Here is a 24,401-nt window from a genome sequence, read left to right as displayed (position 1 = left end):
TGAGCGCTACACGCCTGCTTCCCCGGCATCCGCCTCGTGTGGGCCGACACCGGCTACACCGGCACACTCGCCGACTGCGCCGCCACGCGCCTTGCCCTGACCCATGGTCATCGTCATGGCCCGCCGCCTCGCCCGCCACCAAAGCACCTGAAACCCTTATTTGCCAGGCTCTTAGGTATAGCGCCGTCCAGTGTGGTAGGCCCCGTCAGGATCCGGCGACAAATCCGCGGTTTGCGCCGGGATCTCGGCACGGAGGCCGTCCTGGTCGATCAAGGACTTCTTCGGGTGGATCTGTCGACTGTGCTGGGCTGTGTGGCTGGCGGGACGGTCAAGGAGACGGCCTCGGTGTACCCGACCTGCCCGAAGCTGGTGATCCTGGCCAGGGCCCACCACCGCCCCTCGGAGCGGGCGCAGGCCGGTGCGCTCACCGTGAAGTCGAGCGTGCCGGTGCTCCCCGCGGGCAGCACGAACCCCTGGGTCCACGGGACTATCGACAGATCGTCGTCCGGTTCGCCCCAGGTGCCGTACGGGCTGAGTAGCTGGGCTTCGCCGCGGACCGGACACGCGGCACGGTTGTGCAGCCGCAGGGTAAGCTTGGTGCTGGCACCGGGTGCCACCGTTACCTCGGATGGTTCGAGCACCGCGTCAATGTCGGTTGGCTGCTCCCCCGCTGCCTGAGGGGTCTGCGCCTCGGCGTCAGTCGGGTGCGTGCCCACGGTGACGGTCATGACATCCTCGAGATTCTGGTCCAGCCCGTCACGGATCTGCGCGGCCAGGAAGTACCGCCCGGGCTTGGCGTCGACCGCGGTGACGCGGAAATCGAAGTGCTGGTACTGCCCGGGTTCGAGGGTGTAGCGGTGCGGGCCGGCCGGGGTGACCTCAAGGCCTGCGGGCACGTCGAGGTCGACCGACCCGGCCGCAGCCACGGTCGCGGAGCCCACGGTGACCCGTAGCGCGGCCGTCGTCCCGGAACTCGGCAGCAGGGCCGTCGTGGGGTGCACGTGCACACTGACGGGGAGATTGCCCATCGGCGCGGGCCCCTTGTTGTGCAACCAGTAGCGAGTGAACACCGGCTGCACCACCTCCGTGAGCGGCTGGCTGTGCGCAGCCGCATCCAACCGGCCCGGCCCGGGCCGTGCCGGTAGTGCCGCCACGGTGACCACGTCGGTCGGGCTCAGCTCGATGGTCAGGTCGTCGCCGTCGGTGGCGATCACTGGCTGCTCCGCCGACACAGCAGGGTCCCGTTCGACCACGTTGGTGACGGCCGAGTCGCGCAGCCCGCCGTACAGCCGGATCCGGGCCGGTACCCGTGTTCCGGCCGACTCGTAGAGGCGCAGGGTGATCCCGTTCGCAGGCTCGACGGTGCCGGGCTCGCCGGCGGCGATCGGGTTGCCGCGTGGCTTGAGCGCGGAGAGGATGACGTTGTCGGGTTCGACCGATCCCAGGCTTGCCGTCCGGGGCAGCGTGCCAGGTTTCGCCGGGACGGTCACCGCCCGCAGCCGATGGTTCAGTTCCTGTGCAGCACGCACGAAGCCGGCCCGCCGCCAGTCACCGGGGCCGGCGAGAAGGCTGTACCGGAAGGTGTGGCTCCAGTGCTGCAGGGCGAAACCGGCCCCGTCGGGTGTGCCACGGCGGGGTCCGTCGATCCAGACTCCACTCGGCCAGCCGGTGCAGGAACGCATCAGTGTCAGGTAGAGCGTGCCGTCGTGGTGGGCCACGTAGCTGGGCGTACCGTGATTGACCAGAGCCACGGAGTAGTCGGTGAGCGGATCGTCGATACCGGCCAGTTGTGCCGGTTGACGCACCTCGATCGTCGCGTCTTCGAGGTCCTCGGCGAGGGAGTCGACGGCGTAGCCGAGGTCGGCCGCGGCGACGATGAGCACCGGCAGGTCGCGCGGGGCGCGCAGGTCCGCCCCCGGTACCCAGACCTGCGAGCGCGGCCGGGCGGCCGGGACGAACACCCGCCCGGTCGCGGCCAGCACGGCGCGGTAGGCGTCGCCGGCCGAGGTGAGGACGGCGTCGGCGAACGGGTTGTGCGCGCCGAGCACGATGCGCACGTCGGGCAGGTTCGAGTCGGCGTCGAGGGCGCCGTAGCGTGGTCCGCCCGGGTAGGTACGGCTGGCGGTGACTCCCTGCCGGGCCAGCGCGGTGAGCAGTCCGCGTACCCGGCCGCTCTGCTCGGGGTCGTCGTCGGCGACGAGTTCGGCGACGCCGATGGCGTGCTGATGAACGCTGCCGTCGACACCGTGCAGCCGGATCCGGGCGGTCGACGACAGGCCGGCCCAGGTGTGTGCGGGGTTGTCCAGGGTCCAGAGGTGCTCCGCGGTGTCGGCCGCGGGGAAGCCGAACGGGCGGCCGACGGCCGCGAACCCCACCTCCGCGACGGGCAGGGCGCCCGGCAGGACGAGGTCGAAGCGGACGCGGAGCAGACGGTCCCGGCCGATGGACCCGTCGACGTGGGTGCGGAAGTCGATCCGGTTGGCGTCGTGCCAGAGGATGACCTCACGAGTGACCCGCAGGTCGTCGAGGGCGGAGCTGGTGACCAGGCGGCTGCCTGCCGCGCTGTACTCGACCCGTACCTCAGCGGTGCCGCCGCCGAAGCCGCGGCCCGGCCCGGTCGGCAGCAGATGCCAGGGGCCTTCCCCGTATCGGGGGTGCTCGGGGTACTCGTCCTGGACGACCAGCTCGCCGCCGAGCCCGTCCGGGCGCAGCAGCTCCCGACCGGTGCGGCGGTCGAGGATGCGGCTGAGGGCGCCGCCTCGGCGCGGGTCGGCGTCGACCTGGAAGGCGGCGTTGCTGATCGAACGGAACCCGCTCGTGGCGGTCCATCCGGTGACCGGCCGTGAGGTCCCGGCGTCGGCCACCCGTAGCACCCGGTAGCCGAGCGCCGGAACGTCGCGGGCCGGGACCGACAGATCGATCTCCGCGATGCTGCCGTCGTCGTGGCAGGTCACCCCCTCGGCCACCGCGGGCAGCGCCGCGCCGTCGTCGTCGAGCACGACGACGCCGGGTGGGCCGGGCGCGGGATAGCGCAGCCGAACCCGGGTGATCCCGTCCCGGGCCCAGGACAGCGAGTTGACCACCAGCAGCGCGCGGCCGTCACCGGCGGTGTCCGCGTGGTCCGCGAGCGCGACGGCGGCACCGCGCCAGGCGGCGTCGACCAGCTCGTGTGCCTCCCGCCAGCCGGCCAGCAGATCGAGGTAGACCTGGTCGGACTCGGTGCCCGTGATGGCGTCGTGGTGGGCGCCGTAGGCGAGCAGCCGCCAGGCCTTGTCCAGTCCCTCGCTCGGGTAGCGGTCGCCGAGCAGCATGGCCAGGGTGGCGAGGCGTTCGGCGTCCAGCAGCAGCGTCTCGATGGAGCGTTGCGCCTGCTTGGTGTCGATGTATGAGACGTCCTTGCCGGTGTAGACCGGGTTCATGTCACGGGTCTGCGACGAGATCCGGACGCCGGGGCGGGGGCCACCGGCCAGCTCGGCGCGGACGGCGGCGAAGAAGTCGCGAGGCAGACCCATCTGGAAACGGGGCCACTGGTAGCGCCGTGGCCAGGCGCGGTGGATCTCGGTGCACCACCGGGACGGGATGTTGTGGTCATGGCCGACCGGGAGCAGCACGTTGCGGGTGGCAGCGACCTTGCGCAGTTCGCGGTACTGCGCGTATGCCTCGGCCATCGCCTCGTCGAGGGTCTCCTTGCGTTCCATGTCCCAGCCGGCCACGTAGTGGTTGGCCAGGTAGGCGGTGAGCAGGCCGCGGCCGCTGGGCGATACCCATTCGAACTCGCTGGGGAACTGCATCCGGGTGATATCGCCGGTGTGCCGCTTGGCGCCGACCTGGTGGAACGGGCCGCGCGCCCACGCGCTCGACGTGAGGCCGGCATCGGCCATCAGGCCGGGGAAGGACGGGTCGTGGCCGAACACGTCGAGCATCCACGCGGTACGCGGGTCGCCCCCGAGGACATCGCGCTGGTAGCCGAGGCCGTAGACGGCGTTGCGGATGGTCGACTCGGGGTGCGTCAGGTTGGTGTTGGGCTCGTTGTACATGCCGCCGACCAGTTCGATCCGGCCCTCGCGCAGCATCCGGCGCAGGTCCGCGCGGTCGTCGACGAAGACGTTCCAGTAGGGCTGGAGATAGTCGATCTCGGCGAGGACGAACCGGTAATCGTCGTCGTGGCGGGCGGCGTCGAGGTGGGCACGGACCAGGTCGAAGGCGGTTCGGACGAACGGCGGTCGCAGCCGGTCTGCGCCGGGCACGTCGGGCAGCCGCTGCCAGAGCTCGGTGAATCCACGCTGGGTGTTCCACCAGACCGGGTCGTAGTGGAAATGCGAAACCATCCATACGGTCCAGCCGGTGGCGGCGGCGCGGAGCTCGCCGTCGGCGGTGACCCGCTCGGTCGTGGTCTCCGCCACTGCCGTGATCCGGTGCCGTGAGCCCTCCGAGGCCGGTGCGGCGACCTGCACGCCGACCTCGACCGTCACCGGTTCCCCGGGGGCGAGCGGCGGTGTGACGGCCGGCTCCGGGGTGCGGACGGTGGGCCCCTCGACGCGTACCCGGACCGGTGGGCTCGGGCTGCCGGCGGTAAGGGTGACCCGGACCACCTGCCGTGGCGCGTCTTGCGGCCCGAGGAACAGGTCGGTGGCCTCGATCTGGCTGATTCGCATGTGCTGTCCTTCGTGGTCGCCCATCGCCGGTCACCCGGTCGGTGGGTGCGGCGGCGGGGTCCACCGGAATCCCGCGGCGCGGGCCCACCCCGCGCCGAGTTCCCGGTACAGCCGGCCGGTCCTGGCGGCCTGGCGGGTCAGCGCGGGCAGGTCGGCCAGCGACCGCTGCGCGACCTCCACCGGTGCCGGGCTGCGGTGGACCGCCTCGGCGACCTGGGTGAAGGCCAGCGTGTGCGGCAGCGGGACCAGGAGCGGAACGCCCGGGTCGGCGAGATGGTCGAGCAGGTTCTCCAGCAGATCGGTCCGGGGGTGCACGCTCTCGCCGGCGGGGGTACGCAACCGGTCCTCGGTGTAGTGCAGCACCGCGGTGCCGGCGCTGCCGAACACCTCGATGACCGGCTCGACAGGTTGCTCGGCGCAGAGCGTGACGGCGATGGTGACTGGGGTGCCGCGGGCGGTGCGCACCCGGGCGCTGGCGGTGTCGTGGGCCTCCACCGCGCGGGTCCGGTAGGTGTCCAGTTCGATCTGACCGATCGGCTGGTCGCCGCCGGAGCCGTCGAGGCGCAGGGCCAGGGCGACCGCGTGCGCGAACGGGTTGGTCAGGGCACCGTCGTTGACCGGACGGCCGTGCAACCACCGCCGTCCCGCCCACGCCGACCGTGACCAGTACCCGTCGTCCCGCCACCAGAGCCCGGTCACCCCGATGCGGTGCACGCGGCCGAGTACGCCGGTGCGAATCTGCCGGGTCAGCTCGCCGACGGCACCGGAGCCGAACGCCTGGAAACCGACCTGGCACTCCCGGCCGGTGTCGCGCTCGGCCGCGAGCAACCGGGTGAGGCCGTCCAGGGTGGGCGTCGGCGGCTTTTCCAGCAGGACGTGCGCGCCGGCGCGCAGCGCCAGCAGCGCCAGGTCCACGTGGGTGTGCACCGGGGTGGCCAGGACGACCAGGTCCGGCTCGACAGCGGCGATGAGCGCGGCGGCGTCGCGGTGGTGGACGGCGGCACCGGCCAGCGAGCGTTGCCCGGCGTCGAGCGGCTGCGGGTCGGCCACCCCCACCAGGCGCAGCCGCCCGGCCGCGTGCAGGCGCGCCAGGCGGTCCAGGTGACCGCGGCCGTAGCCGTGCGCGCCGACCAGCACGACGCTGGGCTGGTCGGCGCGTCCGGGTGTCATCGCCACGTCCGAAGGCCGCTGCGGTCAGCCGCGCCGCACGCGGACGAGAACGGCGTTCGGGGTGTAGACCGGCTCGGCGCGGTATCCGGGGGTGCGCACCGTGATGGTGTCGAAGCGACTTACCACCCGGCGGGCACGCAGGACCGGAACGAGGTGCGAACCGGCCTCGACGGTCAGCTCCAGGCTGCTGCCCCGGCCGATCTCGGCCGTTCCGGCGACGGTCAGCGCGGCCTGCGCACCCTGGCGCGCCGGGGTGGCGAGGACCCCACCGCGCTGGCGGTAGTCGCCGTGCAGCACGGTGGCCTGGGCCAGCCGCAGCGTGGCCGCGCGGACCTCGACGTCGCCGACGCCGAGGGCGCGCGGCGAGCCGGCGGCCAGCGTGCCGCCGAGCACCCGGACGCCGCCGCGGAACCGGTTCACGCCGGTCAGGCCGAGGGTTCCGGTGCCGCGCAGGGTGAGCCCACCCGGGCCGTCGATGTCGTTGCGCCAGGTGTCGGCCGCGTGGAAGCCGCCGCCGGCCGCGTCGAGGGTGACCTCGACATCGTCCTCGAACGCGCCGTAGCCGTCGGCAGCGGCGAACAGGTTGATCCGGCCCCACTGCTCGGGCCCGTCCAGCAGGGCGTATCCGGCCGGCAGCGCGGTGGTTCGCAGCACCGCCCGCCGCTGCGCGGCGGTCAGGTAGGGCTGGCGGGTCTCGAGCAGCACCTCGGCGCCCTTGGGAACCGTCAACGGCTCGTCGCGGCCCTCCCGGGGCAGGACGTAGGTCAGCTTCGGGGTCACCAGCCGCTCGTTCGCCGTCCGGTCGGCGTACGGGTCGACGGTGCTGTCGGCGCTGTGCGCGTACTCGAAGAGGGTGTCGGCGGTGGTGCCGGTCCGCGCCTGCAGGTACGCGGCGGCCTGTTCCCGCGCGGCCGCCTTGAGTTCGGCGTTGGCCGGGTCGTTGAGGGTCGCGGCGGCCAGCGCGGTGGCCAGGACACGGCCGCCCACGACGTCCAGGGGCGAGTGCATCCCGGCAATGATCCGGTCGTCGGACAGGTCGAACGCGCAGGTGACAAGCTCCTGGAAGCGTTCGGGTACGGCGTAGGCGAACGCGAGGGCGGCCAGGTGCAGGGCGTTGGTGTGCCCGCTGGGGAAGCCGCCGTCGCTGGCCGGGGTGTTGCTGCGCTGGCGCAGCAGCTGCGCCGGGACCGTGACGTCGGTGCGGTAGACCGGGTAGCCGAGGTCGTCGACCTCGCCGGTCTCGATGACCTCGCTCTCCTCGGTCATCCGCCAGGGACGCGGGTACTGCACGGCGAACTTGCTGGGATTGCTCGAGGCGAACGGACCGCGCACGGTGTTCACCAGCGTGACGACCGCGCCCAGTGCCGAGGTGGGCGAGCCGGCGCCGATCGCGGAGCCGGCCGGCGCGCCCGGCGGTATCGCGTCGTTGATGGTGGTCGCCGGGGTGCCGGTCGGCGCCTCGGTGATGCTGGTGACCGCGAGCGCCCCGGCCTTGTACACGTCGGCGAGCGCACCGAGACCGGCGATCACGGCGTAGCTCTGGTGCTGGCGGTCGGAGATGAACGCCCGGGCGGCCTGCGCCTCGGTGCGTGCGGCGGTCACGGCCGCGCAGTACCGCAAGTTGGCCCGCAGCACCTCGGGTGCCAGCGGCACGCCGGTGTCCCAGGTTGGGCCGGTCTGCCACAGTCGCTGGACGCCGGAGAGGATGCGCACGGCGGCGTTGGTGTCGGCGGTGAGGTTTGCGGTGGTGTTGGTCTGGTAGTCGTCGACGAACGCCTTCGCGGCGGCGGCCACCGCGGAATGGGCGAGCCAGGACAGGACCGCCGGCCCGCCGAGCAGTCCGGCGGAGAGGGCTGCGGTGTTGCGGAGCAGGCTTCGGCGGCTCAGTTGGTGGGGTGCGACGGCGGGATCGGGCATCAGTGGTCACTCCAGCGGAATCGGGGATCGCACACATGTGAGGGGGTACAGCTGCTGGGCGAGACGGTCACGGCGGCGACCGCCGCGACCCGTGGTTCCTGGTGCACGTCGACCGGGGACCGGTCGGCGACCCGGCCCAACGGCTGGGGATCGGCGGTACCGGCTGCCGCCGCAGCCGGCCGAGGTGTGTGCACGGTCGCCTCGACGATCTCGTCCCCCAGCAACCACCGGCTGACGTCCAGCTCGTGCACCGCCGAGTTGGTGATCACCGCGGCGCTCGGCTGGCCGGGCGTGTTGGCCGGGTTGCGGTGCACGCAGTGGAGCACCAGTGGCGCGCCGACCACAGCGTCGTCCAGAGCTCGCTTCAGCTCGAGATACCCGGGGTCGTAGCGCCGCATGAAGCCCACGGTCACCAGCCGGCTTCCGTACGCCGTCTCGGCGTCGACGATCCGCTGGCAGCCCTCCACCGACGGGGCGAGCGGCTTCTCGCAGAGCACCGGCTTCCCGGCGGCAATGGCGGCCAGCACGTACTCCTCATGGGTGGCGTCCGACGAGGCGACCAGCACGGCGTCGATGTCCTCGTCCGCGATCAGCCTGAACGGATCGGACAGCGCTCGGGCACCGGTCGCCGCCACGACCCAGCGGGCCCGTGCCTCGTCGACGTCGCAGACCCCGCCGACCCTTGCGCCGGCAACCGACCCGCTGAGCAGGCGGGCGTGGTCGGCACCCATGACACCGGCGCCGATCAACCCGACCGTGACCGGCCGGGTGCCGTTGACATGCACCATCACGACGCCGCTCCGGCCGGCGCGAGCCCGGCCCGGCCAGCCCGGCTCACCGCGCCACCCGGGGCAACTCGCTGCTCACCGTGGCCAGGAAGTCCAGGCTGCGCCGTACGTCGTGCACCGGGCCGGCGCCTGGCTCCGGCGCCTCGGGCAGGGCGGCGTCCTGCTCCAGCACGTACCACCCGCCGTACCCGGCTGCCTCCAGGTCGCCGACGATGGCCGCGATGTCGAGGTCCCCGTCCCCCAGTGGCGTGTAGAGACCGGATCGCACGGCCGCGAGATAGGTCGTCCCACCCGTCGCCACGGCTGCGGCTACCCCCGCGTTCACGTCCTTGAGGTGGACATGGGCGATCCGGTCGGCGGCCAGCCCGATCAGCTCGGCGGGCTGCATGCCGCCGATCAGCAGGTGCCCGGTGTCCAGGCACAGCAGGATGTCGCTGCGCTCGACCAGCCGTAGTACCGAGGCGCGGTCCTCCACCGCCGTACCCACGTGCGGGTGCAGCGTCGGGGTCAGACCGCGTTCGCGGGCCATCGCCTGCAGCCGGTTGAGCGTGGCGAACAGCGCGTCCCATTCCGGGTCGGTGAGGCGGACCTTACGGTCGTAGCTGCCGTCGGTCGACCGCGCGGCGAGCACGACGACCGCGGAGCCCGCCGCTGCCAGGGTGTCCATCGCCGCGGCTGCCTCCTGAAGGTCGGCGTCGCTCGCGACGTGCATCGGAACGGGCAGGAATCCACCGATCAAGCGCAGGCCGTTAGCTCGCAGTGCCGCCCGCACGTCGGCGGGTGAGGTGCCGAGGTAACCGGTCGGCCCGAGTTCGGTGGCCCGGAAGCCGAGTTGGGCCATCTCGGCGAGCACCCGCTCGGCGGGCAGTTCGACGCCCCAGTCCGGGGCCTCGCACACGCCCCACGAGATGGGCGCACCGCCGATCTGGTCGGCGAAGTTCGTCATACGGTCGTCTCCTTGAGGGTCCGCATTCCAGAGGGGTGGCCGCCGGGGGCGTCATCCATCGGGTCGCCACCGAGCAGCAGGGCCGGCAGCGTGGTCGCCGCCATCACCGCTGCCATGTCCTCCACGACCGGCAGTTTCAGCCAGGTGTACGCGCTGGTGCCGCCGAGGCCGCTGGCGATCGCGACCGACCGGGCCACCGCTGCGGGGCTCAGGTCGTTGACCACGCGGCCGTCCACGCCCCACCTGGACAGGAAGGGCTCAACCATGGCGATGAGCTGGTGCGCGGCCAGCTCGGAGATCGCGCTGGCGCTGGCCTGCAAGGTACTCACTGTCGCGAACTTGCCGAACGTCGATACGTTCGGCAGGCTGACGCCCACCTGGAGGTCCACCCCTACCCGGCCCATCGAGATGACGTCAAAGCGTTCCATCGGACTCCCCAGGAGGTTCTTTCACAGGTCACGCAGGTTGCGCCGGGTTGTGGCAGCGGTATCGGCCGAGCGCCACGGCGCGTGCGAGCAGCTTCAGTCCTGGCGACGAGCCAAGTCAATGGATTGTCTTGACATTCTTCCCAAGTAGGTGACAAAGTGCTGCGATTGTCAGCCCGGTCGGGAAGGTGACGGCCATCATGCCCATCCCCCGCATCCCCATCAACAGGCACAGTCCCGTCCCGCTGTACTTCCAGATCTCCCGCCGCCTCGCGGAGGCCGTGGAAGCCGGCGACCTGGTGCCCGGCGAACTACTGCCCAACGAGATCGAACTGGCCGCGTCGCTGGATGTGTCCCGGCCGACCATGCGCCGGGCCATCGAGGAACTGGTCGTCAACGGGATGCTCACCCGCAAGCGGGGGGTCGGCACCCGGGTCAACGACACTCTGGTGCGCCGACGGGTGGCCCTGACCAGCCTGCACGAGGACTTGACCGCCGCCGGGCGGCAGCCGCAGACCCAGGTGCTGCGCTTCGACCCCGCCTGCGTCGATCGGCATGCCGCCAGGGAACTCGGCGTACCGGCCGGTGACCGGCTGTTGTACTGCGAGCGGCTGCGGCTGGCCGATGCCGTACCGCTGGCCATCCTGCGCAACTGGCTGCCCGCCCGGTTCGACGACATCACCGCCGCCGAGCTGGCCGAACAGGGCCTCTACCGACTGCTCGGGGAGCGCAATGGTCGCCCGGCGGTAGCCCGGCAGAGGATCACCGCGCGGTCGGCGAGCGCGGCCCAGGCCCGGCTGCTGGACACCGGGCACAACGCGCCCCTGATCAGCATGCAGCGGACCGCGTTCGACGCCGAGGGGCGCGCGGTCGAGTACGCCGACCACCTGTACCGGGCCGATCACTATGCGATCGAGGTCACCGTCTTCAACCGCTGACCGGGCGGCGCCGCCGCGAGACCGAAGCCGACCGCTGCGGGGCATCAGTCCTTCAACCCGGCGTTGATGTCGGCGTTCATCACGTACCTCTGGAAGATCAGGTAGATGGCGACGAGCGGGATCATCGACAGGACCGAGGCGCCCAGCAGGACCGACCAGTTGACGTTCTCCGCACCTACGATGGTCGCGACGCCGATCTGGAGGGTGAACTTGTTGGGGTCGTTGAGGACGATGAGCGGCCAGATGTAGTCGTTCCAGCGCCACTGGAACGAGAAGATCGCCAGCGTCAGCATGATGGGTCGGGACAGCGGCAGCATGATCCTGACGAACGTCGACAGTTCGCCCGACCCGTCGATGCGGGCCGCCTCCAGCAGGTCGTTCGGCACGGTGAGGAAGAACTGCCGGAACATGAACGTGCCGGTCGCGGTGATCACGGCCGGCACCACGACGGCGGCGAGGTTGTTGTACAGGCCCAGGTCGCGCACGACGAGGAACAGCGGCGAGAGGATGACCTCCGCCGGCAGCATCGTGGTCGCCAGGACGCAGATCGTGAATGCCCTCAGCCACCAGCTGTTGTACTTCGCCAGGGCGTACCCGCAGGCGGCGCTGGCCACGATGGTGAGGACCGTGGCCGAGACCGCGACGATCAGCGTGTTGAGGAAGTACTGGGCGACGTCGAAGCTCGTCCAGGCCTGGGTGAAACCCTTGATCGTCGGGTTCTTCGGAAAGAGCGTCAGCGGGTACGAGAACAGATCGCCGGCGGGCTTGAACGAGCTCAGTAGGAACCACAGGACGGGGAAGCCGTACACGACGACCAGGAGCCACATGACGGCGGTCGCCCAGACCTTCTTGGACAGTTCGCCGGGCGCGCTGGGCCGCTTGGGGCGCAGGGCCGGCGGCCGGGGTGTGGTGACCGCCATGTCAGGACTCCTTCCGCCGGTTCATGCTGAGCTGCACGACCGCGACGATCATGAGAATCAGCATGAGCACGAACGACGCCGCGCTCGCGTAACCGATCTGGGCCCGCTCGAAGCCCGTCTTGTAGATGTACTGGACGAGCAGGTTGTTCGCGGTGCCGGGGCCACCCTCGTTGAGGGCCCGGATCAGCGCGTACTCCTTCATGGAGTGCAGGACGCTCAGCAGCACCACGATGAAGGTGGTGGGCGCGATCGCGGGCAGCGTGATGTTGCGGAACTTGGCCCACGAGCCCGCGCCGTCCAAGGACGCGGCCTCGTAGTAAACGGTCGGCACGTTCTTCAGCGCCGCGACGAACAGCAGCATGTTGAACGCCGTGTTGACCCACGCCGCGGCGATGATGACGACGAACAGCGACAGGTTCGCGTTGGACTGCCACGGCACCTCCTCGCCGCCCAGCGAGACGATGAGGTAGTTGACGAGTCCGAAGTTCTCGCCGAACATCCAGCGCCAGATGACACCGGCGATGATCGGCGAGATCAGCCAGGGCAGGAAGAAGACCACCCGCGCCAGCGACTTGCCCTTGGTGTACGGGGTGACGAGCAGGACGGCGGTGCCCAGCGACAGGAGGATCGTCAGCGGCACCACGGCCGCCGTGAAGATCAGCGTACGGATCAGCGCGGCGTAGAACGCCTCGTCCTCCAGCAGCCGCTGGTAGTTGTCCAGCCCCACGTAGGGCGCCGGGCCGACGCCGGTGTAGCTGGTGAACGAGTAGACGAGCCCGGTGACGGCCGGCCAGACGAAGAACGTGACGAACAGGAGAAGATTGATCGAGATGAGCACCAGGGGTGCCGCGATGTACCTGTTCCGGCGTCGCAGCCGCCATCGCCGCTGTCGCGGCCTCACCGGCTCCGGCCCTCGCCGCACGTCGATGCTCGGCGCCTCGGCCGGCGGGTGGATGCTGTCCACCATGGTGCTCTCCTTTGACTGAGCGCTCGCGCGAAGTCCGACCAGCTCTTCCGACGTGCGGTGACGCCGGCACCGAACGATGCCGGCGGGTCCCGCGATCAGGCGTCAGCCCAGTTGTTCGTTGAGGCCGTTCACGATGTTGTCGACGGTCTTCTGCACGTCCTGCTCGCCGTTGATGAACTTCGCCATCTCATCCTTGGTCGGGTCCTTCTGGATCGCCTTGCCGTCAAGGATGAGCGTGGTGCCGGCCGCCTGGCCCGAGGAGGAAATCGGGTCGGCGAGCTCGATCTCCTTGTTGTAGAGCGCGAACGCGTCCTGCGCGGCCTGCTGCTTGAACGGGTAGGTCACGGTGAGGCCGGACTCGACGGGCAGGTAGCCGTTGGCCGCCGCCAGCTTGGCGTAGTTGTCCCGCTGGAAGATGAAGTCGACCCACTTCCTGGCCGGCTCCGCGGCGTCGCCGTTGTTGAACGCGACCATCTTGCCGCCGAGGTTGATGTCGGTCGCGTGCACCGGCTGGGCCGGGGTCGGCGCGCTGGCCCACTCGAAGCTGGTGATGCCCTCGGCGAAGTCGGCGACCTGCCACACGCCGGAGAAGTAGGCGACGACCTGGCCGCTCTTGAACAGGGCGTTCGGGTCGGCGCCGGAGGTCCAGACCGCCTTCGGCATGACCTTGTCGTCGTTGAGCGACTTGAACTTGGTCAGCGCCTGCACGGTCGCGGCGTCCGGGGTGGCGTACCTGCCGTCCGGGCCGAGCTGGAAGCCCTTGCCGCCATGGTTGTAGATGAACGCCCGGATGCGGGCCGGGGAGTTGTCGTAGACCAGGTCGTACTTGGCGCTCGTCGCGGTGCGGACCTTCGTCGCCGCCGCGAGGAACTCGTCCCAGGTCCAGGTCTGGGCGGGATCGGTCGGGTAGGTGACCTTGGCCTTGTCGAAGAGGCTCTTGTTGATGAACAGGCCGGCCGCCGTGAGGTCCGACGGGATGGCGAGGGCCTTGCCGTCCTGCTCCGTGACCAGGTCCTTGCGGATCTTGTTGGTCTCGTTGTTCGCGGTGGCGCTCAGGTCCTGGAGCTGGTTGATCCAGATCGTGTCCAGCGAGGGCACGCTGGCGACGTCGGGCAGGGAGTTGGCCTGCGCGGACTGCCGCAGCTTCTCCTGGTACCCGTCGTAGGGGACGTTCACGATCTCGACGGCGACGCCTTCCTTGGCCTCGAACTCCTTGGCGAGGTCGTTGTAGCCCTGTAGCTGCGCCGAGGTCGACAGCCAGAAGGTGATCTTTTTCGCGCCCGAACCGCCGCTGTCCGAGTCCGAGCCGCAGGCCGTGAGGGCGACAGCCATGGCAACGCCCAGCGACAGCCACCGCCAGCGCCGTAGTCCTCGACCGGCCGATGTAGAAATGTTCATATTCATCTCCCTGATGATCAGCCCCCGGTGGCGACGGACGTTAACGGGCAAGCGCTTACCGGTCAATGGCAGGACATACAGCTCTCAGCGGTTGCACTATTGTCCTGACATACGATCGACGTCATGTGGGAGTAACAAGAGCGGGTGGCACCTCAGCTCGGCCGGGTGCGACAGGTCGGTGTCACGCGATCGTCACCGCGGTCCACGACACCGGGGGCAGCCCGATCGTGAGCACGCCGTCGGAGAGCGTCGCGGTGTCATTCGTCCGTAGACCCACTCGCTCGGTGTCGCGCAGGTCGTTCACGGCGTAGACGTCCTCGTCCCAGATCCCCCGGGCCGAGACCGTGCTGAGCGGCCCGAACGCGCTCATGTCGATCGTCACTGAGGTCGCCTCGGTCGTGTGTCGGTTCTGCAGGAACACCGACACCGACGAACCGTCGAAAGTCGCGGCTGCGGCCACGACGGGCACGTCACCGAACTTCGCGGTGGTCGTCGCGTCGGCGTCGAGCGCGACCTTGAGCGCGGACCCCTGCGCCGTACGGGAGGTCAACGAGAACGGGAAGAACGTCGTCTGCCGCCAGGCCGGCCCGCCGGGCTCGGTCATGATCGGCGCGATGACGTTGACGAGCTGCGCGAGGCTCGCCGACGCGACCCGGTCCGCGTGGTTGAGGAGCGAGATGAGCAGGCCGCCGAGGGTCACGGCGTCCGCGACCGAGTACACGTCCTCGAGCAGGCGCGGCGCCACCGGCCAGTCGTCGATCGTGAAGGTGCGGGCCTGCTCCTCCCAGTTGGGCAGGTACCAGATGTTCCACTCGTCGAACGAGATGTCGATGCGCTTGTCCGAGCGCTTGAGCGCCCGCACATGGTCGGCGGTCGCCACGACCGCCTCGATGAACGCGTCCATGTCGACGCCCGACGCGAGGAAACTCGCGAGATCACCTTCCCGCTCCTGGTAGTACGCGTGGCACGAGATGTAGTCGACATCCTCGTACGTGTGCTCCAGGACGACGCGCTCCCACTCGCCGAACGTCGGCATGTCCCGCCCCGACGACCCGCACACCACCAGCTCCAGGCCCGGGTCCAGCTGCCGCATCGCCTTCGCCGTCATCGACGCGAGCTTGCCGTAGTCCTCGGCGTTGCGGTGCCCGAGCTGCCAGGGGCCGTCCATCTCGTTGCCGAGGCACCACATCCTGATTCCGAACGGCTCCGCCCTGCCGTTGGCCCGGCGCTGCTCGGTACGCGCGGTACCGGACGGGACGTTCGCGTACTCGAGGAGCTCGATGGCCTCCTTCGGCCCGCGGGTGCCGAGGTTCACCGCCAGCATGAGCTCGCTGCCCACCTGGTCGAGCCACCCCTGGAACTCGTGCAGACCGATTTCGTTCGTCTCGGTGGAGTGCCACGCGAGGTCGAGCCGGCGGGGGCGCCCGGCGACCGGGCCCACGCCGTCCTCCCAGTTGTAGCCGGACACGAAGTTGCCGCCCGGGTACCGAACCGTCGTCACGCCGAGTTCCTTGACCAGCTCGATGACGTCCCGCCGGAAGCCGTCGGGGCCGGCGCTCGGGTGCCCGGGCTCGTAGATGCCGTCGTACACGTGACGGCCGAGGTGTTCGACGAACCCGCCGAACAGCCGCCGGCGGACCGGCCCGATCGTGAAGGCCGGATCGAGGGTGAGGTGCGCACGGGCCATGGCGGGCTCCTTGGGGACTGGGCTTTCGTCATGTGGTTCGAACTGACTTACATGTGCGTCGTGGCGGCGCTCTCATGCCCCGTCCTGCGCGCGCACAAGAAGGCGCACGGGGCGGTCGCTCCAGGCAGCGAGCAGGACGCGTTGTCCAGGCACCCGGTCCTCGCCGTGCACGTAGGCGAAGAACTCCCCGTCGTCGAACGACGGCGCCAGCTCCTCGTCGTGCCCGTCAACCTGCACCTCGATCGCTTGGGAACCCGTGCGCAGCAGCACCGAGGGTCCGCGCAGCCACTGCGTTCCGGCCAGCGACGGGTGCGGCACGGCACCGGTCAGCGTCCCCCCGCCGAAGACCAGCTCGACGGCGACGCGGGTGCGCGGGCCGGTAAACCGGAGTTCGAGCACGGCACCGTCGTCCGTCAGCGTGACCTGCAGGCACGTGGTGAGACGAAGCGGCGAGAGCATCCGTGCGGGGAAGTCCATCCGAGCGAAGAACCGGCCCTCGTCGGTCAGCGGGTACGCGCCGTCCGACCGCCTGTGGTCGGACGGCAGCGGCTGGTAGTAGCCACTGACCCGCTCCTCGGTGAGCCGCACCCGATCGTCGGCGACGTCCATGACCGTGGGCCGGAAAGCGCCGGTGGCGAAGAACTGCGGGGAGATGCGCAGCGCGCACAGTCGGGCCGCACCGTGGCGGACCTGCAGCACCGTGGCGCTGTTGGCCAGACCGGAGGCCACCCGTCCGGTCGCGCGGGTGTCCGCACCGCCGAACACGGTGGTCGTGGTCACGCCGGCACGTCGCCGCAACAGTCCAACCGTGGGCCAGAAGGTCCCTCCCTCGCGGGCCGGTACGGGCGCTGGCAGCAGCTCGGTCAGCACCGGGTCCACCAGCGCCTCCGCCAGGTGCCGGGAAGGCTCCGGCGGCCCGCTCGCCGCACCCAGCATTGCCAGTCGCGCCAACTGCCCGTCGCCGTCGGTGACCGCGAACCGACGCAACTGGCTGAGGTAGGCGTGCACGTGGAACGTCTCGCGCTGGTCCTGGCGTCGCGAATGCACGGTCACCACCTCCCCGTCGTCGTCGACCAGACTCGGCAGGGTGCGCAGGTTCGCCCGTACCGGGTCGAGCAGTTCGGGCCGGGCCAGCAGCCGGGCCAGCGTCACGAGCGACGGGTTGGTGACGACGGCCGAGTAGATGGCGCTCCGCTCGGAGTAGAACCCGTCGGCGTCCACGTCGATGCCCTCGGCCAGCCACTCGTCGATGCGGGGAACGAGGCGGTCGTCGCCGGTCACGTGGTGCAGCCCGGCCAGCGCGCTGGCCAGTTCCCAACGGTGGTTGGGGGTGTGCACCCCGCCGGTGACGAGCGCGTCGACGGAGCGCGCCGCGATCGTCCGCAGCCGCTCCACGGCGCCCGTCCAGCGGGTGTCGGCCCCGACCCGGTCGAGCACCTCCAGCACGAGGCAGACGTCGTTGATGGTGAAGGCGCTGTCCGGAGGGGAGACGAGGTTGTCGCCGTCGAACAGGCCGGTCGGGCCCTGCAGGCCAGCCAGGTGCGCCAGCAGCGCATCGACCGCCGGCCGCCCGCCGGCCGAGGCCGGCGTCCCGGGGGCCGCCGTGGCGTCCGCCAGGATCAGGGCCTTCACCGCTCGCATCGTCTCCCGATGCGGCAGCCCGGCGGGGATCCCGCCGGCGAGGCCGTCAATGAGCGCCATGGCCTCGGCCCGCGCGCCACGCACCAGGCGAGAGAAGTACTCGTGGTCCACCCGTCAGTCCTTGCGCCGGAGTTCAGGTTGGAGCTGATAGTTCAGGTCGGAGCCCATGATGTCGCACTCGCCGGCAGGACTCCACGTCCGCTACGGTCGCCTGCGTCAGGGCCGCGCACAGCGAAACCCGCCCTGAGGACGCAAGGAGGCTGCTGACCGTGACCACCCGGACGACCCCCTCGTCGATCCCGCTGATCGCCGACCTCGCGTCCCCGCTGCCCGGCCGCGGGGCGCTACCGCCTCGCGCGCACCTGAAGTCCGACGCTCCTCGGCAGGTTCTCGACGGCGTGTGGCAGGTGCGGCTGCGCCCGTCACCGCGCCACGTCTCCAACGACGGCTGGCAGCAGGTCGGGGCCCGGCTGGATCCCGCGGGCTGGTCCCCGCTGACAGTGCCCGGGCACCTTCCCCTGCAGGGACACGGCTCCCCCATCTACGCGAACGTCGCCTACCCGTTTCCCCTGGATCCGCCATTCCCACCGGACGACAACCCCGTCGCCGACCACCGGCTGGAACTGGTCGCCTCGCCCGAGGTGCTCGCCCACCCCTCGGTGCTGCGATTCGAGGGCGTCGACGGCGCGGCGACGGTGTGGCTGAACGGCGTGGAACTGGGCACGCTGCGCGGCAGCCGCCTCACCACAGAGTTGCCGTGCACCGGTGTGCTCCGACCGGGAACGAACGTGCTGTCGGTTCGCCTGGCGCAGTGGTCCGCGCACAGCTACCTCGAGGACCAGGACATGTGGTGGATGCCCGGCATCTTTCGCAGCGTCACGCTCCTGGCCCGTCCGCGCGGCGGGGTGCGAGACGTCTTCGTACACGCGGGTTACGACCACCGCGACGGCTCGGGCACGCTACGCGTGGACGTTGATCTCGAGGACGGCGCGGAGGCGCCGGCGACGATCAGCGTGCCGGCGCTCGATCTGCACGAGGTCGCCGCCGGCGTGGACCACCAGGTGCCGTCGGTCGCGCCGTGGACCGCCGAGACGCCCGTGCTGTACGACGCGCAGGTACGCACACCCACCGAGACGGTGGACCTCCGCATCGGCTTCCGCACCGTCAGCATCGAGGACGCCACGCTCCTGCTGAACGGCACCCCGCTGCTGCTGAAGGGAGTGAACCGGCACGAGCACGACCCCCGCCGGGGCCGCGTCGTGGACCTGGCAGCGGCCCGTGCCGAGCTGCTGCTCATGAAGCAGCACAACATCAACGCCGTGCGGACGTCGCACTACCCACCGCAAGCCGACTTCCTCGACCTGGCCGACGAACTCGGACTCTACGTCGTCCTCGAGAACGACCTGGAGACCCACGGCTTCGAGCTGATGGACTGGCGGGGCAACCCGAGCGACGACTCTCAATGGCTGCCGGCCTACCAGGACCGGATGCGGCGAACAGTGGAACGGGACAAGAACCACCCCAGCATCCTGGTGTGGTCGCTGGGCAACGAGTCCGGCACCGGCTCGAACCTCGATGCGATCGCCCTCTGGACCCGGGACCGCGACCCCGACCGCCTGGTGCACTACGAGGGCGATCGGCGCTCCCGCCACGTCGACCTGTACTCGCGGATGTACGCGTCCGTCCACCAGGTGGAAGCGATTGCCACCGAGCCACCGGCCGAGACCTTCGCCGACCCCGACGAGCAGCACCGGCGTCGACTGCCGTTCCTGCTGTGCGAGTACGCGCACGCCATGGGTAACGGTCCGGGCGGCCTCAGCGAGTACCAGGACCTGTTCCACAGGTATCCGCGTGTGGCTGGCGGATTCGTCTGGGAATGGGTGGAGCACGCCCTCGACGGTGGGACCAACGACGACGGGCGGCCCGTGCAGCTCTACGGGGGCGACTTCGGCGAGCGGGTGCACGACGGCAGCTTCGTGGTGGACGGGCTGGTACACGCCGACCGGACTTCAGGACCCGCCCTGGCAGATCTGGCGCGCGTGTTCTCTCCCGTGGGCTTGGAGCTGGCGCCGGACCTGTCGACGCTCACGGTGACCAACCGCTACCACAGCCTGGACCTGTCGCACCTGGAGGCGGTCTGGACGATCGACGGCGACGAGCGCGGGGCGGGCACTCCGATCATGCTGCCCGACGTGCCCGCGGGCACCGGCGCCGTCGTCCCGCTGCAGCTGCCGCCGTCGGCCATGGCGACCACGGTGACCGTGCTGCTCCGCAGGCGCACGTCCGGCGACGGGTGCCCCGCGGGCCACGAGGTCGCCTGGACCCAGCGCATACCGGAACGCCCGGTCGCCGCGCTCGAGGCCCGCCGTGTTCCGCCGCGACGGGCTGGCGACGGCATCGTCCACCTCGGGCCCGCCTCCTTCGACGAGCGCACCGGCATGCCCGTACGGCTCGGCGCCCTCGCGCTGCACGACGTTGCGGTGAGCCTGTGGCGGGCGCCGACCGAGAACGATCGCGGCGTGGGCTGGGACGAGCCGGAGCTGCCGCCCGTCGCCGATCGTTGGGCCGCGGCCCGGCTGGACGATCTGCGCAGCCGCCTGATCGAGGTGTCCGAGGAGGGGCCTGCGTTCGTCGTGCGGACGAGGACGGGCCCCCCCGTGCTCGACGCCGGTGTCGACGTGACCTGGCGCTGGACGAGTGACGGCATCTCCCTGGCGCTCGACCTCAGCCTCGCGCCCTATGGTCCGTGGCCGTGCGATTGGGGCCGGGCAGGGATCGACCTACGCCTGACCGAGCCGACGACGCAGGTGCGCTGGACCGGCTGGGGACCCGGTCCCCAGTACCCGGACACCGGTCAGGGCGCCCGCTACGGCTCGTTCGTCGCCGACCGCGACGACTACGCCGTGCGGACGGTCCGTCCTCAGGAGCACGGTGCGCGCCGGGTGGATGACGCGACGGTGGACCTGGGCGGGCTGGCCCTGCGCGTACGAGGGAATGGTCTGCCGCTGACCGTCCGCCCCTGGTCCCGGACCGTGGTCGCCGCCACCAGGCACGACCACGAGTTGCCTAGGGCGACCGAGACCTGGATCTCGTTGGACGCGGCCTCCAGCGGAGTCGGCACCGCCTCGTGCGGGCCGGGTGTCCTGCCGGGGTACCGGCTGGCACCCTCGGTGCAGAAGCTGCGCGTGATCCTTCAGCAGGTCGGTCACGCCCAATGAGTGCCTGCCGTCGCTGCCGACGAACCCGTCCAGCCGCTTCTTGTCCGGGGCTATGCATCAGAATTGCTCAATCTTGACCGGGGTCGAGACGGGCGACCATTCGGCACCTGACCTCGGAGATCACGCTCGTCACAGTGGCAGGGGCGACCAGGCCTGCTGTTAGAGGGCGTCTGATTCACGAATTTTGCAAGTGATGCGATCTTCAGTCGTCTCGCCAGGTTGGGGTGGTTTCGTTGGTGACGTTTGGTGAGGTTGTCGATCATCGCGATGTGGATCATGCTGGCGGAGTTGTCGGGTAGGGCTTCGTAGTCACGGGCCAGGCGCCGGTGCAGCATGATCCAGCCGAGGGTGCGTTCGATGACCCATCGGCGTTTGACCACGGAGAACCCTTTGATGTGCGGGTCTTTGGTGACGACTTCGACGTCGATGCCCGAGGATGGCGCCGTGTTCGATGACCTTGTTTTGAAGCCGGCGTCGACCCAGGTCTTGGCCAGGGCGGGGTGGGTGGTCTTGGCCTGGTTGAGGAGGTTGATGCCGATGGTGTTGTCGCTGGCGCTGGCGGCGGTGACGATGACGGCGAGAAGCAGGCCGAGGTGTCGGTGACGATGCCGCGTTTGCGTCCGACGATCTTCTTGCCCGCGTCGATGCCCTGGCTGGCCAGTGGTGCGTTGGTGGAGGTCTTCACGCTCTGGGTGTCGATGACGCAGGCCGACGGCTGCGGGGCGCGTCCGGCCTTGGCGCGGGCCAGGCCGGTGAGGTCGTAGTTGAGCTGGGTGAAGATGTCGTCGCCTGTCCAGGCGGTGAAGTAGCCGTAGACGGTCTGCCAGGGCGGGAAGTCGTGGGGCAGGTAGCGCCAGGCGATGCCGGTACGGTTGACGCAGAGGATCGCGTTGAAGATCTCGTCTACTGTGGACCACGGGGTGGATTGCGGTTGGGCCCGACGATTCCCGAACTTTCGTGAACCAGACACGATCTGCGGATCAAAGCAGGGCATCTTGCATCGGCATCAATCGGGCGAACCTGGCCGCAGTGGTGATCATTCGACCCTGCCGACGCCTCGCCGACCAGACCCACGAAAGCAGCAATAAGTAGCGGGAACGATCCCAGTTAGAGCTGGCCCAGCTGGCCGAGCTCGCACTCATCGCCGGTCCCTCGTGGACACTTGGCCGGTCCCGGCTCGGCCAGATCGCGACGGCCGCGCTCGTCGGCGCGGCGGCGGTGTCGTAGCCCTCTGGGGTGGAGATTGCTGGTTCCGCCGCGCAACCCGGCACTAGCTGTGCGGACGTGTTCGAACAGGTGCGGATAAGCGCGAGTGGCGGGGATCGCCTCTTGACGACGCCGCGGTGACCGTCAACACTGTTCGGCGACACGGCGGCAACATGGCTGACATGTTTACGCCTGTCAACGGGGGGACCGGCCATCTGGGACATGACTGCGCTCGTCAACCTCCACCAGCATCCGCGGCGCCGATGGGCACGGCTCCGCGGCAGAAAGGCGACCCGTATGGTCAACAATGTTAGATTCTGTTGATTCTTCCCGCCCGATGGCCCATCAGCCACGACACCGCGTAGCGCCTTCGCCGTACAGGCGCTGGCGCTGACCGCGGCGCTCGGCGCGGTTGTCGTCACCAACCCCGCCACTCCCGCCGCACCGGCCGACCTAAAGCACCAAGTGCCTCGACGCCGAGAAGGCCGGCACCACCAACGGCACCAGGGTCATCATCTGGGCCTGCATCGGCCAGACCAACCAGCAGTGGACCCGTAACTAACCATTCAAGCTGATCCGTCCTCACCCCCGAAAAGGCAGGTATTTGTGAAAGCAGTTCTGCGGCCCCTGACGGCCACCTTCGCCGCTCTTGCCACCGCCCTGGCAGGTGCGGCCACGCTCGCCTGCGCATCGCCCGCCGCGGCGGCGCCCGGCAGCCCCGCCCTCCGGCCGCCGCTGGGTTGGAACAGCTGGAACACCTTCGGATGCGACATCAACGAAACCAAGATCCGCGCGGCCGCAGACGCCATGGTCAACTCCGGCATGCGGGAGGCCGGCTACGAGTACGTCGTCGTCGACGACTGCTGGCAGGCGACGACCCGCGACGCCTCCGGCAACCTCCGCTCCGACCCGACCCGCTTCCCGTCGGGGATGAAGGCGCTGGGTGACTACATCCACAGCAAGGGACTGAAGTTCGGCATCTATCAGGCGCCGCGTGAGGAGACCTGCGCCCAGTACTTCAACGCCATCGGCGGCGCCACCGGCGCACTCGGCCACGAGCAGCAGGACGCGAACACGTTCGCGTCCTGGGGTGTCGACTTCCTCAAGTACGACTGGTGCTCGCCCTGGGGCACCCTCAACGACCAGATCGCCAGCTTCTCGCTGATGCGCGACGCGCTTCGTGCCACGGGACGGCCGATCGTCTACTCGATCAACTCCAACAGTGCCCACTCCAACACCGGGCCCTCCTATGACTGGAGCCCGGTGGCGGACATGTGGCGAACCACCGAGGACATCACCGACAAGTGGCGCAGCGGCTGCACCGGCGACTGCTTCATGGGCGTCACGGAAATCCTCGACGTGCAGGCCCCGCTCCACGCCTGGAACGGCCCGGGGCACTGGAACGACCCCGACATGCTCGAAGTGGGCGTACGCGGCACGTTCACCCCGACCGAGAACCGGGCGCATTTCAGCATGTGGGCCATCATGGCCTCCCCGCTGATCGCCGGTAACGACATCACCACCATGTCCGCCGACGTACGCACCGTGCTGACGGACCCCGATGTGCTGGCCATCAACCAGGACTCGCTGGGTCGGCAGGCCCAGCGGGTCCGTGACTTCGGCGAGACCGAGGTGTGGGCCAAGACGCTCAGCGACGGTTCGGTTGCAGTCGCCCTGCTGAACCGGTCAGGCAGCACCGCGACGATCTCCACCACCGCCGCCGAGGTCGGTATGCCTGCGGCAAGCGGCTACAACCTGTTCGAGGTCTGGACGCACGCGGCCAGCAACACCTCCGGCGCGATCAGCGCCACCGTCCCGGCGCACGGGGTGGCCATGTACCGGGTGCGGACCGGCTCCACGACCCCGACCGACACCTTCAGCCTGCGTGGTGTCGGATCCAACCGCTGCCTGGACATCCTCGGCGGCGCCCCGAACGACGGCTCCCAGGCGGTCATCTGGGACTGCAACGGTGGCCTCACCCAGGTCGTGACCGCTGACTCCGGCCAGCTGCGCATCGTCGGCAAGTGCCTCGACGCCGAGGGGAGGGGAACCGCGAACGGCACCAAGGTGATCCTCTGGCCATGCAACTCGGGCACCAACCAGCAGTGGACGATGCAGGCCGACGGCACCATCCGCGGAGTCCAGTCCGGCAAGTGCATCGACGTCAACCAGGCCGCCACCGCCAACAACTCACCCATCATCCTGTGGACCTGCTCCGGTGCCGCGAACCAGCGATGGACCCGCATCTGAGCGCTACCCACAGTGCCCGGCGGACACGAAATTGCCGGCGTCTATTTAGTGGGAGCCTGCTGCCGTCGGCAGCAGGCTCCCACTAACGACCTCGTGCGCAATTGCGTAGAGCCGTGAGCTGCGGTGATTCGGGGTCTGTACAACGAACGGTGTGTCTCCTGATCATGGAGTAGGCACCGATGACCGACATGACGACCGCCGTGGATACTGCCGCGGTGGCGAAGAAGGACCCGGCGCGCCCGCCGGCGAATGGAGTCGACGACGAGCTGGTGGGC

14 protein-coding genes and 2 pseudogenes are annotated in these 24,401 nt (G+C 70.0%); 4 read left to right on the top strand and 12 right to left on the bottom strand.

What is annotated here, in order from left to right; genetic code table 11:
- Positions 1-269: 269 nt before the first annotated feature.
- The 6 genes from C1I99_RS04110 to C1I99_RS33135 are packed head-to-tail and all read right to left on the bottom strand — an operon-like array spanning position 270 to position 9,904.
- Complete coding sequence (locus tag C1I99_RS04110; protein WP_111132803.1) at positions 270-4,655, bottom strand: glycoside hydrolase family 38 N-terminal domain-containing protein; 4,386 nt, start codon at positions 4,653-4,655, stop codon at positions 270-272.
- A gap of 30 nt (positions 4,656-4,685) precedes the next feature.
- On the bottom strand, positions 4,686-5,825 hold the full coding sequence (locus C1I99_RS04105; protein ID WP_111132802.1) for a Gfo/Idh/MocA family protein: 1,140 nt from the start codon (positions 5,823-5,825) through the stop codon (positions 4,686-4,688).
- A gap of 24 nt (positions 5,826-5,849) precedes the next feature.
- A complete protein-coding gene (locus C1I99_RS04100) occupies positions 5,850-7,742 on the bottom strand; it encodes a phosphatase PAP2 family protein (RefSeq protein ID WP_111132801.1) in 1,893 nt (630 codons plus the stop codon).
- Positions 7,742-8,530, bottom strand: coding sequence for a Gfo/Idh/MocA family protein (locus tag C1I99_RS04095; RefSeq protein WP_111132800.1), 789 nt, complete (start codon positions 8,528-8,530; stop codon positions 7,742-7,744). Before C1I99_RS04095 ends, C1I99_RS04100 begins: the two co-directional genes overlap by 1 nt.
- 46 nt (positions 8,531-8,576) lie before the next feature.
- Positions 8,577-9,476 (bottom strand): TIM barrel protein, encoded by a 900-nt coding sequence (locus C1I99_RS04090; protein WP_111132799.1) that lies wholly within the window; start codon positions 9,474-9,476, stop codon positions 8,577-8,579.
- Positions 9,473-9,904: a Cgl0159 family (beta/alpha)8-fold protein gene (locus C1I99_RS33135; protein WP_199561936.1), complete on the bottom strand. Its 432-nt coding sequence runs from the start codon at positions 9,902-9,904 to the stop codon at positions 9,473-9,475. The genes C1I99_RS04090 and C1I99_RS33135 overlap by 4 nt, the downstream gene beginning before the upstream one ends.
- A gap of 197 nt (positions 9,905-10,101) precedes the next feature.
- On the opposite strand from C1I99_RS33135, the gene C1I99_RS04080 reads away from it, so the two are divergent.
- Positions 10,102-10,839: a GntR family transcriptional regulator gene (locus tag C1I99_RS04080; protein ID WP_111132821.1), complete on the top strand. Its 738-nt coding sequence runs from the start codon at positions 10,102-10,104 to the stop codon at positions 10,837-10,839.
- Between the two features lie 44 nt (positions 10,840-10,883).
- Here the strand turns inward: C1I99_RS04080 and C1I99_RS04075 are convergent, their stop codons facing one another.
- From C1I99_RS04075 to C1I99_RS04055, 5 genes are all read right to left on the bottom strand, one after another.
- Entirely contained in the window at positions 10,884-11,759 is an 876-nt protein-coding gene (locus C1I99_RS04075; RefSeq protein ID WP_111132798.1) for a carbohydrate ABC transporter permease, read from the bottom strand.
- A 1-nt stretch (position 11,760) separates the two neighbouring features.
- The gene (locus C1I99_RS04070) at positions 11,761-12,726 is read right to left on the bottom strand and encodes a carbohydrate ABC transporter permease (protein ID WP_111132797.1); all 966 of its coding nucleotides are present in this window, start codon (positions 12,724-12,726) and stop codon (positions 11,761-11,763) included.
- A gap of 102 nt (positions 12,727-12,828) precedes the next feature.
- Positions 12,829-14,058: an ABC transporter substrate-binding protein gene (locus tag C1I99_RS04065; protein WP_199561935.1), complete on the bottom strand. Its 1,230-nt coding sequence runs from the start codon at positions 14,056-14,058 to the stop codon at positions 12,829-12,831.
- Between the two features lie 247 nt (positions 14,059-14,305).
- Positions 14,306-15,811, bottom strand: a complete 1,506-nt coding sequence (gene arfA, locus C1I99_RS04060) for an arabinosylfuranosidase ArfA (RefSeq protein WP_111132795.1) — start codon at positions 15,809-15,811, stop codon at positions 14,306-14,308.
- A gap of 72 nt (positions 15,812-15,883) precedes the next feature.
- The gene (locus C1I99_RS04055) at positions 15,884-17,563 is read right to left on the bottom strand and encodes a hypothetical protein (protein WP_111132794.1); all 1,680 of its coding nucleotides are present in this window, start codon (positions 17,561-17,563) and stop codon (positions 15,884-15,886) included.
- Positions 17,564-17,721: 158 nt separating this feature from the next.
- Between C1I99_RS04055 and C1I99_RS04050 the strand changes: the two genes are divergently transcribed.
- Complete coding sequence (locus tag C1I99_RS04050; protein WP_111132793.1) at positions 17,722-20,670, top strand: glycoside hydrolase family 2 TIM barrel-domain containing protein; 2,949 nt, start codon at positions 17,722-17,724, stop codon at positions 20,668-20,670.
- 202 nt (positions 20,671-20,872) lie between these two features.
- On the opposite strand, the pseudogene C1I99_RS04045 reads toward C1I99_RS04050, so the two are convergent.
- A pseudogene (locus C1I99_RS04045) lies at positions 20,873-21,664 on the bottom strand (IS5 family transposase).
- Between the two features lie 681 nt (positions 21,665-22,345).
- Between C1I99_RS04045 and C1I99_RS34495 the strand changes: the two are divergent.
- Positions 22,346-22,438 (top strand): annotated as a pseudogene (locus C1I99_RS34495) (hypothetical protein); the annotation flags it as partial.
- A 44-nt stretch (positions 22,439-22,482) separates the two neighbouring features.
- Complete coding sequence (locus C1I99_RS04035) at positions 22,483-24,126, top strand: glycoside hydrolase family 27 protein (RefSeq protein ID WP_111132792.1); 1,644 nt, start codon at positions 22,483-22,485, stop codon at positions 24,124-24,126.
- The last annotated feature ends 275 nt before the right edge of the window (positions 24,127-24,401 follow it).

Source organism: Micromonospora deserti, assembly GCF_003236335.1.
GTDB lineage: Bacteria > Actinomycetota > Actinomycetes > Mycobacteriales > Micromonosporaceae > Micromonospora > Micromonospora deserti.
Note: the sequence above shows the minus strand (reverse complement) of the source record. Positions and strands in the feature narration are given on the sequence as shown.

Coding starts and splice junctions, on each gene's coding strand:
- C1I99_RS04110 (WP_111132803.1), bottom strand. CDS start 4,655: ATGCGAATCAGCCAGATCGAGGCCACCGACCTGTTCCTCGGGCCGCAA.
- C1I99_RS04105 (WP_111132802.1), bottom strand. CDS start 5,825: ATGACACCCGGACGCGCCGACCAGCCCAGCGTCGTGCTGGTCGGCGCG.
- C1I99_RS04100 (WP_111132801.1), bottom strand. CDS start 7,742: ATGCCCGATCCCGCCGTCGCACCCCACCAACTGAGCCGCCGAAGCCTG.
- C1I99_RS04095 (WP_111132800.1), bottom strand. CDS start 8,530: ATGGTGCATGTCAACGGCACCCGGCCGGTCACGGTCGGGTTGATCGGC.
- C1I99_RS04090 (WP_111132799.1), bottom strand. CDS start 9,476: ATGACGAACTTCGCCGACCAGATCGGCGGTGCGCCCATCTCGTGGGGC.
- C1I99_RS33135 (WP_199561936.1), bottom strand. CDS start 9,904: ATGGAACGCTTTGACGTCATCTCGATGGGCCGGGTAGGGGTGGACCTC.
- C1I99_RS04080 (WP_111132821.1), top strand. CDS start 10,102: ATGCCCATCCCCCGCATCCCCATCAACAGGCACAGTCCCGTCCCGCTG.
- C1I99_RS04075 (WP_111132798.1), bottom strand. CDS start 11,759: ATGGCGGTCACCACACCCCGGCCGCCGGCCCTGCGCCCCAAGCGGCCC.
- C1I99_RS04070 (WP_111132797.1), bottom strand. CDS start 12,726: ATGGTGGACAGCATCCACCCGCCGGCCGAGGCGCCGAGCATCGACGTG.
- C1I99_RS04065 (WP_199561935.1), bottom strand. CDS start 14,058: ATGGCTGTCGCCCTCACGGCCTGCGGCTCGGACTCGGACAGCGGCGGT.
- arfA (WP_111132795.1), bottom strand. CDS start 15,811: ATGGCCCGTGCGCACCTCACCCTCGATCCGGCCTTCACGATCGGGCCG.